The organism is Variovorax sp. E3 (assembly GCF_016082275.1).
GTDB lineage: Bacteria > Pseudomonadota > Gammaproteobacteria > Burkholderiales > Burkholderiaceae_C > Variovorax.
Genome location: NZ_MOWM01000015.1, coordinates 65,777 through 76,931 on the forward strand (window position 1 = coordinate 65,777; position 11,155 = coordinate 76,931).

General features: G+C 60.2%; 9 protein-coding genes and 1 pseudogene. 4 read left to right on the plus strand and 6 right to left on the minus strand.

What is annotated here, in order from left to right:
• Positions 1-42 precede the first annotated feature (42 nt).
• A complete protein-coding gene (locus BMG07_RS08470; RefSeq protein WP_198084172.1) occupies positions 43-1,068 on the plus strand; it encodes a LysR substrate-binding domain-containing protein in 1,026 nt (341 codons plus the stop codon).
• On the opposite strand, the gene BMG07_RS08475 is transcribed toward BMG07_RS08470, so the two are convergent.
• Both BMG07_RS08475 and BMG07_RS08480 read right to left on the minus strand, forming a co-directional pair.
• Complete coding sequence (locus BMG07_RS08475) at positions 1,013-2,047, minus strand: dipeptidase (protein WP_198084173.1); 1,035 nt, start codon at positions 2,045-2,047, stop codon at positions 1,013-1,015. The two genes, BMG07_RS08470 and BMG07_RS08475, sit on opposite strands and share 56 nt — an antisense overlap.
• A 55-nt stretch (positions 2,048-2,102) precedes the next feature.
• Positions 2,103-3,437: an MFS transporter gene (locus tag BMG07_RS08480; protein WP_198084174.1), complete on the minus strand. Its 1,335-nt coding sequence runs from the start codon at positions 3,435-3,437 to the stop codon at positions 2,103-2,105.
• 198 nt (positions 3,438-3,635) lie between these two features.
• Here BMG07_RS08480 and BMG07_RS08485 point away from each other — a divergent pair, with 198 nt between their 5' ends.
• Positions 3,636-4,286: a TetR/AcrR family transcriptional regulator gene (locus BMG07_RS08485; RefSeq protein WP_198084175.1), complete on the plus strand. Its 651-nt coding sequence runs from the start codon at positions 3,636-3,638 to the stop codon at positions 4,284-4,286.
• Positions 4,287-4,310: 24 nt separating this feature from the next.
• On the opposite strand, the gene BMG07_RS08490 is transcribed toward BMG07_RS08485, so the two are convergent.
• Together BMG07_RS08490 and BMG07_RS08495 are read right to left on the minus strand one after the other, a co-directional pair.
• Positions 4,311-4,640: a cupin domain-containing protein gene (locus BMG07_RS08490; protein WP_198084176.1), complete on the minus strand. Its 330-nt coding sequence runs from the start codon at positions 4,638-4,640 to the stop codon at positions 4,311-4,313.
• 60 nt (positions 4,641-4,700) lie between these two features.
• On the minus strand, positions 4,701-6,026 hold the full coding sequence (locus BMG07_RS08495; RefSeq protein ID WP_198084177.1) for an FAD-binding oxidoreductase: 1,326 nt from the start codon (positions 6,024-6,026) through the stop codon (positions 4,701-4,703).
• Positions 6,027-6,674: 648 nt separating this feature from the next.
• Here BMG07_RS08495 and BMG07_RS08500 point away from each other — a divergent pair.
• Both BMG07_RS08500 and BMG07_RS08505 read left to right on the plus strand, forming a co-directional pair.
• Positions 6,675-8,978 (plus strand): DUF6351 family protein, encoded by a 2,304-nt coding sequence (locus BMG07_RS08500; RefSeq protein WP_198084178.1) that lies wholly within the window; start codon positions 6,675-6,677, stop codon positions 8,976-8,978.
• A 281-nt stretch (positions 8,979-9,259) separates the two neighbouring features.
• Complete coding sequence (locus BMG07_RS08505) at positions 9,260-10,273, plus strand: Zn-dependent hydrolase (protein WP_198084179.1); 1,014 nt, start codon at positions 9,260-9,262, stop codon at positions 10,271-10,273.
• Positions 10,274-10,423: 150 nt separating this feature from the next.
• On the opposite strand, the pseudogene BMG07_RS08510 reads toward BMG07_RS08505, so the two are convergent.
• Positions 10,424-10,604: pseudogene (locus BMG07_RS08510) on the minus strand (IS66 family transposase); the annotation flags it as partial.
• Between the two features lie 141 nt (positions 10,605-10,745).
• Positions 10,746-11,155: acyl-CoA dehydrogenase C-terminal domain-containing protein (locus tag BMG07_RS08515; protein ID WP_198084181.1), on the minus strand; the 410-nt coding region annotated here is incomplete at its 5' end.

Consider the following 11,155-nt stretch of genomic DNA (forward strand, 5'->3'; position numbering starts at 1 on the left):
CTGCCGCGCACACACATGTGCAATGCGGCTGGAGACATCCCGATGGAGCTGCGCCAGTTCAGGTACTTTATTGCGATCGCGGACGGCGGCAGCTTTTCACGCGCTGCGCAGCTGCTGCATGTGGCGCAATCAGCGCTCAGCAAGCAGATGGCTGAACTGGAGGCGGAGCTGGAAACGCAGCTCCTGCTGCGCAGCCGTACGGGCGTGGCCATGACCGAGGCGGGCGGGGTGTTCTATGAGCGCGCGCAGGGCGTCCTCAAGCAGGTGGGCGATGTCCGTGCAGCAGTGCATTCGGCCGCTCACGCAGTCACGGGTTCGGTGGTGGTCGCTCTGCCGCAGAGTGTGTCACCCCTCATTGCGCTGCCGATCATAGAGGCCGCTGCCCGCCGCTACCCGGACGTGGTGCTTCATCTGAATGAAGAGCTGACAGGCAACATGGCCGACCAGTTGCTGCGTGGCCGGATCGACGTGGCGGTTTTTTCGCCAACCCTGCCCAAGGAGGACGTCGCCTTCACGCCGGTGATCGAAGAAGACTTCGTTTTACTGGAATCGCCGCGTTGCGCCAATCCGCGGCCCCCAGGGGAAGTCAGCCTGGATGAGGCCACCGAACGCGCGCTGGTATGGCCGGCCAGGACGCACGGGCATTGCACGCGCGGCTTGGTAGAGGCGGCACTTGAGGCTGACGGACGTACACCCGCAAGAGTTGTGGCGGAGATCAATTCGGTCCCCACACTTCGGGCTGCGGTCGAGGCAGGACTGGGACCCACGATCATGCCGCTCGGTCTGGCGCAGCGCGAAGTGTCCGAGGGTCGCCTCGTCGCGCACCGTTTGGCCTCGCCGCTCATGCAACGCGTGCTCGGGTTGTGCGTGTCGGCGCACCTTCCTGCCAGCCATGCGAAGCGAGCCATCGTTGCCCTGATTGGTCAGGTCATGCGTGAGCTCGCGGAAAGTGGGCAATGGCAAGGGGCACGCCCGATCAGAACCCGCCCGTTGCCATTTCCACCCTCGGGCTCTACATGGGCGTCTTCCAGACTTCCTTCATCACGCGCAGCCAGTTTTCGCCCATGATGAGGGCGATATCCGAATCGGAATAGCCCTTGCTCAAGAGCGCGTCCACGACTTGGGGCATGGCATCGAGTTCAACCTGCTTCATGTCGCTGCGCGTGTAGCCGCCGTCCGGTGGCAGCTTGTCCGCGTGGGCTGCTGCGTCGGCAGTGATCGCAGGCAGATCGACGATGTAGTCAAGCCCCAGACCGACATGCTGTGGCCCGACCAATTGCGCGATGTAGTCGATCTGGTCGGCGAATTTTAAGGGCGATGCCTCGTCGTCTCCGGTAAAGATCGACAGCCCCGTCAGCCCGAACACCCCGCCACTCGCTGCAACCGCCTTGATCTGGTCATCGCGATAGCAACGCGGATGCTGATGGATGTTCCAGATGTTGCCGTGGCTGCAGATCACCGGGCGATCGGAGTACTCGATGGCCTCCATGCAGGAACGATAGCCGGCATGGGCAACGTCCACGAGCATCCCGACGCGGTTCATCTCGGTGATCAGCGTTCGCCCGAATCGGCTGAGCCCACCTTCACCCAGTTCGTGGCAGCCGTCCGCGACGAAGTTCTTTTGGTTATAGGCGAGCAACATGTGGCGGATCCCCAGCTTGTAGAAGACCTCGACCATCGAGAGGTCACGGCCAACCGGAACTGATCCTTGAAAATGAAAGCCCACGGCCAGCTTTCCCTCCTTCCTCGCCCGATGGATGTCGTCTACGACGTTGACCAGAATGCACCGATCGCCCTGGGCAAGAAAAAACTTTCGATACGCCGCAATCGCTTGGATCGCGCCGATCGTATCGCTGTTGTCGGCTGCCAAGGTGAAGGACACGTAGGTGAAGCCGTCACTCACCAGCCGTTGAACGAATGCGTCCTTGAGCCGTTGGTTCGCGGGTGCGCAGAAGGGCGAAGTCATATCGCACACAAGCAAGCGGGCGTACAGCTCTCTGGCTCGCTCGGAGGCGGCGAATTTCATTGCACTGGAGGCGTCGATCATGATGTGTTTCCTTGAAATGGAGTTGTAGGATTCGATTCCCTGCTGACAAACGTCGTCAGACTTTGAAGTCCGCGCCGGGTCGATGAAGTGCAACCAGGATCACCCAGAAGACGGCCGTCACGGCGACCACGTAAAGCGCCGGCACCAAGGTGCTCTGCATCGCATTCAGCAAGACAGTGATTGCATACAACGAGAAGCCTCCGAAGACGGTCGCGCTCAGGTTGTAGGAGATCGCCATGCCCGTCGAACGGAGTTCAGGCGGGAAGAGATAGGCCATCAGTTTTGGATACACGGCGTTCGACGCCGATGTCACCGTCGTGAAGATTGCCGAGCAGAGGATGAACTTGGCCGTCGATGGCTCGGCAGTCATCCAGACATAAAGCGGCATGATCAGCACGATCAGTACGCCAAGGCTGACATGCAGTTGCCGTTGCGCACCGACCCGGTCAGCGACCATTCCCAGCAGCGGCGTCAGGATCATTCCGATGCTCCCACAGACCAAGAGGGCGAGAAATGGAACATGGGGGGGGAGCTTCAGCTCACGCACGGCATAGGTGGGCGCGTACACGAGGAGAACGTATTGCACCGATGTGCCGATGGCGGCCAGGGAAAGCGCGACCACGAGTGCGCGGCGATGGTCTCGAAAGACGGATCGAAGCTTCTCAAGGGTTCCCTGGGTGTCGGTGTTCTTCTCGAACACTTCGGATTCCGGCAGGTATCTCCTGATGTAGTAGCCCACCGGGGCAATCAGCAGGCCGAAGGCGAAGGGAACCCGCCATCCCCAACTGTCTCTGGATTCTGGTGACATCACCTGGGTCATCAACAGCCCAACGAGCGCCGCCATGACCGTCGCAAGCAGCGGGCCGCTGCTGTAGAGCCCGCTGTAAAGGCCTCGTTTTTTCTCCGGGACGGACTCCAGGAGGTAGGTCGCGGCACTGGCGAACTCGCCGCCTGCGGACAGCGCCTGAAGGATGCGCGCGATGACCATCAACACCGTGGCGGCAACCCCAATGGATGCGTAAGAGGGGACGACGACCATGATGAGCATCGACACGGTCATGGTCGCCATGATGAAGCTCAGCGCGGGGCGTCGGCCGAAGCGATCGGCATACAGGCCGATCAGCACGCCTCCCACCGGCCTCACAGCGAAGGAGAGCGCGAAAGTAGCAAAGGTCAGCAAAAGCGCAGCGACGTCATCACCAGGCGGAAAGAACTGCTTGGCAATGAACACCGCCAGAAAGCCATAGACGATGAAGTCATACCATTCCAGCGCGTTGCCGATGATGGCGGCGACAAGGGCCTTTTTCTTGCGCGCCGCTTGGAGGGCGGCCTCTCTGCCCTGCGAAGGAGGGTGTGGTTCAGCGATGTCTTCGATAGGGACAGATTTCATGATGGCAGATCGCGTTCTGGGGATGCTGGAGGGCGTGCACATCTCGCACGAGGGTCGAGTTGTCACTGCGGCGAGACTTTGAAGTTGCTGGCCAAGGAGGTTGCATCGTACGTTCCAATCCTACGTAAAACAATAATTGTTTATTGCAAAACGTTTAGGGTTTACGCGAACGCTGACTACCGTCAATACAATACGAAGATGGCTACCTTCTCATCTAAAACCCGGCGCGTCGTCAGAACCCAGGCGGAGCGAAGCGAAACGACCCGCCGTCGCATCCTGGATTCAGCGGTGTCGTTGATTCGGCGTCAGGGTTTCCAGAAAGCCAACCTGCTGAACATTGCAACAGGCGCGAAAGTCACGCTCGGTGCGCTGCAGCATCAGTTCGGGACGCGGCAGGCCCTGTTGGAGGAGGTCGTGGAAGAGGTCATGGCTCCGCTGTCGGACAACGGTCCGGTGTGGCCTGACGCCACGATCCCGCTCGGCGAGCGTGCGAGCGAGTTCGTGAAGCGCGCATGGCAGCACATTTACGGTGCAGACTCCTATGTCGCGGCTTGGGGATTGTTCTTCGGGTGCAAGTCCATTCCCTCGCTGTTCAAGCGCATCGACGCCAAGAGACAGGCAGAAGATCCTGTCTCGTTCGCGCATTTCCTGGAGCTCTTCCCTGAGATCTCCGCGAACCACAATGATCCTGAGGGGTTCGCCGAAATGGTGTTCTCCACGCTTCGCGGGATCGCAGTGTTCAAGCTGTTTCCAGTGAAGGAAAAATCCATCACGGCCCAACTCGAATGCCTTGCCGGAATGATCGTTGCCGCAGCCCGGGACAAGCAGCGCAAGGCGAGCAGGCCGTAGGCCTCCCCTTTCGCGCTGCCAGTCTCAGTTCGTCACGAAGAAGAGTCTGGCTTCGCGCCCGAAGTATCTGACTGTGGTCCCCTTGCGAATTTCGATCACATCGCCGGGGCGGCCTTCAACGCGCTCTCCGCTCGCGGTCTCGACACCGAAGACACCCTCCAGGACCAAGATGATCTCGTCATAGTCGAGCAGCTTGGACTCACAGGCCGCCTCGTGCCAACGGCCAAAACCACAGGGCAGCGCAGCGCCTTCGCTGTCCATGACGACCCAGGAGATTTCGGCCACGCCGCCGGCAGCCCCCCCACGCACCTCGGAAGTGATCGTGTGTCCCGGGATGAGGCGAAGAGAAGTCATTGAGTTGCTCCAGGTGAAAAGATGAAGGATCGCGCGGCCTGTGCGTCGTCGACGAGAGCGTCATCGTTCGCCTCGCCCCGTCCACACCCCATAGGAAAAGGCCAGGCTGACGCCGAGGTCTCGCAGCGGACGCGGAGGAATGTAGTTGGCTGTTCCTTGTGAAAGAAAATCCGCCACCAGGGAATGATCGTGGCCAAGCGCCAGGTCCGCGATGAACATGCCTGACGCGGTGTGTCGCACGATGCCCGAGCCGTTGCAGCACGACGCGGCAAACGAACGCGGTCCCACGCGACCGAACGCGGGCGCGTGGTTGTGGGACACGGCAAGCCAGCCGGCCCAGAAGTGCTCCAGTTCGATGGGACCCAGCTGAGGAAATCGCCGACGCAGCAGCGCGAGGTTGGCTTGCCGGGCCTTCTCGCGCCGGGCATTGGTGGTGCGCAATCCCGGCGAGTACTCGAATCCCTGGCGAATCATCAGCCGGCGCTCGCGTGTCAGCCTCAATGTCGACCCGGCCATGCCGTGCGCTGGTGTCACGCCCCACGTCGGCTCGCTGCCGAGTTGGCGCACCTGTTCCTCGCTCAATGGGCGGCTGAGGCTTGCGAACAGCAGTATCGGAATTTGCCGCGCGCTGTAGACGCCGAAGGACTGCGAAAAGGCGTTGACCGTGAGAATGAGGCCGCCTGCGCGAATCCTGCCGTTCGGGGTCCGCACGCTGGGCCTTGAACTGCGGATGTCTGCTTCGATCACGGGTGAGTTCTCGAAGAGCCTGACCTGCGGAGGAAGGCTGTCGGCAAGGCCGCGGATGAGACTCGCCGGATTGACGAGGTAGGTGCCCGGAGTGTGAATGGCCGCGCCATAGTAGGCGGTGCCCAAGGCCTCCTGGAGCTCGTCTCGATCGAACCACCGGTACGGCTCTTGCCAAGCCCTGAGGTGGGTCTCGTACGCCGCAAGAGAGCGCTTCGCGACCTGTTTCGTGACCGCGACGTGATAGCGCCCGCGCTTCTCCCAGCCACAATCGATGCGGTGCACCTTGACGAGGCGATCCAGTTCACCGAGCGCAAAGCGCCCTACGCGGATGGCGCGGCGGCCCTGCTCTATCCCGTGTTCCGATATGCCAGGTGCGTGCGGAAGATCGATCGCAAAGCCCGAGTTCCTGCCGGAAGCGTTTTCCCCGACGACGCCGGCTTCGATGAGCGCGATGGATGCGTTGGGCTGGAGCTGAGCGAGCTGCCTTGCGGCCGCGACGCCTGCGTACCCGGCACCGACCACCAGCCAGTCAAAGTCCATCTCGCCATGCAACGAGGCATTCACCCGTCGTGGCGGCAGCAACGCGCTCCATCCATTGCTCTGATCATCTTCGGGCAGGCGCCCAATGCGAATCGACATGTCGGGATTCCCTGAGTAAGGCCGCAATGCAACCCCCGCTCGCCCAAGACTTTGAGCAAAGGGCATGGGAGGCGGAATTAACAATAAACATGTAATGTATATCCAACCGACGGCTGAACACAATCACGGCGTTGGCGAACTCTGTTGATCGCGCTCCTTTCCCGGCAAGAACGGCCGATGGCGCGACCGGTATCGAGCGCGAGGAGGCGCTGGACCAACTCCCGCATGCGCGCGTCCGACGCACGCAGTGGCCGTGTCGTGCACGAATGCGGCGCCGGCCGACGCCACATCAGAATCCCGGCATCCATCTGGCATCCGCTTGGGCCCTCGACAAGCGTCGGGCACGCCGCAGCTCAAGGGTAAACACCATACATTTAACATTACTTTTTTATTGTTTATACATGGATTGCCGCACACAATTGCCACGTCCGCATGAGGTTGCGCCCCGCCGAGCGTCGGAATCGCGGGCGACTACGCCTACCGAGCGCATGTCAATTGGGGGGAAGCAGTTCTTTGCGCAGACAACGAACCACAGCACTGCTTCTTTGCTTGGTCGGCCCTCAATCTTTGCCCTTTCGGCAGACCGTTGCGGACGCGATGAGCGCCTTTAGCCCAAGACGCGGTTGCGGGAAGACCGGTGCACTGAGCATGTCAGAACAATTTGTGCAGGAGATAGCTATGCGCGTTTTCTTCGTCAAGACAATGAGTCTGCCCTGGGAAATTCTTCACCTGTGGAGACGCTTGGTGACGCTGCTTCTGCCAATCCGCTGCAGGACATCAATTCCGCTCGCCATCGCTGCAATCGTGGGTGCGTGCGGAGGTTCCAGCTCAAGCCCCAGCCTCTCGTTGCCTGTTTCCTCTGAAGCACAGCCGCCCAAAAGCAGTGCGCCAAAGATCGAAATTTTGTCCTCGCGCAGCGATACGGTCAGCGGAGGTGATGTGATTGTCGCTGTGAGCAGCGACGCCACTTCTGCATCGGCTTCTGCGGCCAACTTGACGGTTCGACTGAATGGCGTCGACGTTAGCTCGTCGTTGGAATACGACCCTAGGGAGAACCGCCTTGCGGGTCGTATTGGTGGCCTGCACCTCGGTGAGAACACGATTTCAGCGCAAGAAGAATCCGGACCCGAAACATCATTAACAATCAAGAATCATCCGTCGTCGGGGCCTGTAGTTGCAGGGCCGCATCAGACGCCGTGGATTTGTGAGACTGAGAGTTCGGGGCTTGGCTCTGCACTGGATGCGAGCTGCAATGTTTCCAGCCGTGTGGACTGGTATTACGTCACCGGCTCGAACACTTTTAAGCCGCTGGCCAGCTTGGTTCCTCCCTACCCTGCAGATCTCGCCACCACGGAGACAATTGACGGTAAAAAGGTCAACTTCATCATAAGGGTGGAGTCGGGCACGATGGATCAATCCATATATCGAATCGCCCTGCTCGACGACCCCACCAACCCGATATCCGATCCATGGAAAAAAAGCGGGAAGAAGCCTGGCGCAGGGTGGAATGGAAAACTGAATCTTGTATATGGCGGAGGATGCTCACCGGGTTATCGATCCGGGTCAAACGCGTTGCCGGACGCTCTCCAAGCACTCCCCTTGAGCACCGACAATGCCATCGACCCGCTCAGTCTAGGGTTCGCTGTCGCATTCGCTTCACGAATGGCGATGGACAACGGGTGCGATCCGGTGATGGCGGCGGAAAACTCGATGATGCTCAAAGAACATTTTGTGAAAAACTATGGAGTACCGAAATTCACGATCGGAACGGGGCCGTCGGGGGGAGCGATGATTCAACACTTCATTGCGCAGAGCTATCCCGGCGTACTGGACGCGATCACACCCGGTTTATCTTTTGCAGATACTCCATCCGTGATACTCGACGTGGTCGACTGCTCTTTGCTAAATCGATATTTCGACGGTGCGAGCCCCGGATCTTGGCCTGTTTCAACACAGGCTCAAGTTGCCGGTTATCCGATCGAGGACGGCTCGACCACATGCCGCAGTTGGGATTCGGCTGGCCATGCTTTCGTGACGCCAACCCTAGGTTTCAATCCGGTCGTGCCAAAATCTTTGATATTCGACCCGGTGACCAACCCGTCCGGCGCTCGCGGGGGATATGTAGATGGACTGGTCAATGTCTTTGGATTGGACGCTGATACCGGCTTTGCCCGTGCGATCTATGACAACATCGGTGTTCAATATGGCCTTCAAGCGCTAAACCGTGGAGATATTACCGTCGACCAATTCCTTGATCTGAATAAAGGGGTCGGCGGCTTTGACGTCAACGGCTTTCCAACCACAAGGAGGTCTGCCGCGAATATCAAAGGTGTCGAAAATTCATATAAATCAGGCCTTGTAAATTCAGGGGTCGGCATCACGATACCCATTATCGATACACGCCTCTATACCGAAGGTTTAAATACGCACACAAGAATCCGCACCTTCACGACTCGCTCCAGGTTGCAAGCCGGCAACGGGACGGTTGCTAATCACGTCAGCTGGTTGTCCGCAAACGTCGGCGGATACAAAGGTGCCGTCAACCTAACGAAGATGGCGCTTGTGGCCCACAATGAATGGCTTGAAAGAATTTCTGCAGACACCTCTTCGGACAATTTTGCAAACAAGGTGATCAAGAACAAGCCTCCAGCGCTTGTCGATACGTGTTGGGATTCAGGTGGCATTGCGCATGCGGAGCCCGCGACGTTGGAGCTTCATGGTGTCTGCAACACGATGTTCCCGGTCTATTCGACCCCGCGAATTCAAGCGGGCGAGAACGTTGGGCAGGATGTCATGAAATGCGCGCTCAAAGCCCCTGAGCTCTCGAGTTACAAGGTGCCTTTTTCGCCAGCCCAGTGGTCAGAACTCCAAACCATTTTTCAAGAAGGCGTGTGCGACTGGACGAAGCCAAGTGTTGGAAGGCTCGACGCTGTTCCATGGCAGAGGCACTAAAGCAGCTGAACTACTGGGTCGTCGAGGCAACTTTTCACTCAAGACGACGTTCGCGGGTTTCGGCGAAGTTCCAAGTTGAATTCGGCCGAGGTCTCAGGATACCGGCGCGCACAGCCTACTGGCCAATCGAGGCGCTGCCCCTACTCGCTGTGCCATCGCCTCCGGGCATATGCGCTGGGAGGGAGCTGGGTCGCCGGCACGTTTGCTGGACGGGGCATCAGGGCGTGGCTCAGACAGCGATCGCCATCGTGAGGCCTGGCCCGCCGAGCCCAGAGCAAAGAATGCCGCTGATGATGGGGTCGCACATTGACACGGTGCGCAACGCCGGTGCTCTGGACGGCTGCTATGGCGTGCTGGCAGGTCTGGCAGTGGTCCGTGCTTACCAGGCAGTCGACGCGCAGCCGACCCGCGCCATCATTGTTGGGGCCTTCACCAACGAAGAAGGGGTGCGCTACCAGCCGGACATGATGGGCTCGCTGGTCTATGCGGGCCGCCTTGCGGTGGACAAGGCGCTCAACACGATCGGGACGGATGGCACCCGCCTGGGTGACGAACTCACGCGCATTGGTTACGCAGGCGATCTGGAGCCGGGCGCCATCGTGCCACACGAGTACCTGGAACTTCACATCGAACAAGGCCCTGTTTTGGAAGCTGAGGGCCAGTTGATTGGTGTCGTCGAGAACCTGCAAGGCATCTCCTGGCAGAAGATTACTGTGCATGGCACCGCAAACCATGCGGGCACCATACCGACGAGGTTGCGCCATGACGCGGGCTACGTGGCCGCGGCCATCGTGACATTCCTGCGCGAGCGCGTGGTGGGCGCGGCGCCCGAGACAACGCTGGCGACGACTGGCTCGCTGCGCATCGAACCCGACGTGATCAACGTCATTCCGCGCAAGGCAACCTTCACGGTGGATCTGCGCGATCCGGACGAAAAACGTCTGCAAGCGGCGGAGAAGCGCTTGGCAGATTTCCTCATGGAGATTGCCGAGCGAGAAGGTGTGAAGCTCGAGACCGAGCGCCTGGTGCGCTTCGAACCCGTCGTGTTCGATGCCGGGCTGGCCGACGAGATTGAAGCGTCGGCCAAGCGCTTCGGCTTCGCGAACCGGCGTATGACCTCAGGCGCGGGCCACGATGCACAGATGATCGCGCGCATTGCCCCATCGGCCATGATCTTCGTGCCCAGCCGCGGCGGCATCAGTCACAATCCGCGCGAGCACACCGACGACGACCAACTTGTCCAGGGCGCTCATGTGCTGCTGGACGTCGTGCAGCGGCGCATGGCTGCGGCCTAGGCCCGGCTACCCAACCTTTCCCGGAGGCGCGATCTACGGAGCCCTGACGTCTCCCCGTCACGATCCCTTCCTTTCAAAAGACACACTCATGCCGATTGCCAACACGCACGACGGGCGCCCACCCTCTCTCTGCTCTCCCAGTGGTAAAAAGGGCATGTGGTCGGCGTACTTGTCACCACAGGATCGGGACCAGCAAGCCGGCCGACGGCATGCCCTTGTCGATGATCTGCGCGGGCACTGGCGCCTGGACCAGGGTCTCGCGCTTCGCGCACGTCCACTTGCCCCGGACGTGGCGCCCGACCATGAATACGCCAGGCGTGTAGTCGAGGCCATCAGGCATACCAGCTTGAACAACAGGCCGAATACAAGACTGCATCCCTCCTGAATCTTCACGCAGCGCGTTCTTGTGATCCAGGAGGCGCCCTAGAAGATGTCCCCTTACAGCAAGAGTTTCGCTTGCACATCAGTCCCCTCAAAATAAAACGACTGGCATCGCCGTGACGCTCTCGGCCCCGTCGACGATGCTGTCGCGGATGCCCGGCACCTTGTTCAGGATGTGCTCGGCGTAGAAGCGCGCGGTGGCGATCTTGGCCAGCATGAAGTCGGTGTCGAAGCTGCGCGAGGCCAGGTCCTGCGCAATGATCAGCGAGCGCGCGAGCTGCCAGCCGGCCACCAGGTTGCCCGCGAGCATCAGGTACGGCACGCTGCCCGAGAACACCGCGTTGGGCGAGGCCTTGGTCTGCCCCGCCACGAAGTCGACCACGTCGATGAAGGCCAGGCGCGCGGCCGTCAGGCGTTTCAGCACAGCAGCCGCGGCGGGGTGGTCGCTCTTGGCGAGTTCGGCTTCGGTCTTCTCGATCTGCGCGGCAATGGTCTTGGCCG

Coding starts and splice junctions, on each gene's coding strand:
- BMG07_RS08470 (WP_198084172.1), top strand. CDS start 43: ATGGAGCTGCGCCAGTTCAGGTACTTTATTGCGATCGCGGACGGCGGC.
- BMG07_RS08475 (WP_198084173.1), bottom strand. CDS start 2,047: ATGATCGACGCCTCCAGTGCAATGAAATTCGCCGCCTCCGAGCGAGCC.
- BMG07_RS08480 (WP_198084174.1), bottom strand. CDS start 3,437: ATGAAATCTGTCCCTATCGAAGACATCGCTGAACCACACCCTCCTTCG.
- BMG07_RS08485 (WP_198084175.1), top strand. CDS start 3,636: ATGGCTACCTTCTCATCTAAAACCCGGCGCGTCGTCAGAACCCAGGCG.
- BMG07_RS08490 (WP_198084176.1), bottom strand. CDS start 4,640: ATGACTTCTCTTCGCCTCATCCCGGGACACACGATCACTTCCGAGGTG.
- BMG07_RS08495 (WP_198084177.1), bottom strand. CDS start 6,026: ATGTCGATTCGCATTGGGCGCCTGCCCGAAGATGATCAGAGCAATGGA.
- BMG07_RS08500 (WP_198084178.1), top strand. CDS start 6,675: ATGTCAGAACAATTTGTGCAGGAGATAGCTATGCGCGTTTTCTTCGTC.
- BMG07_RS08505 (WP_198084179.1), top strand. CDS start 9,260: ATGCCGCTGATGATGGGGTCGCACATTGACACGGTGCGCAACGCCGGT.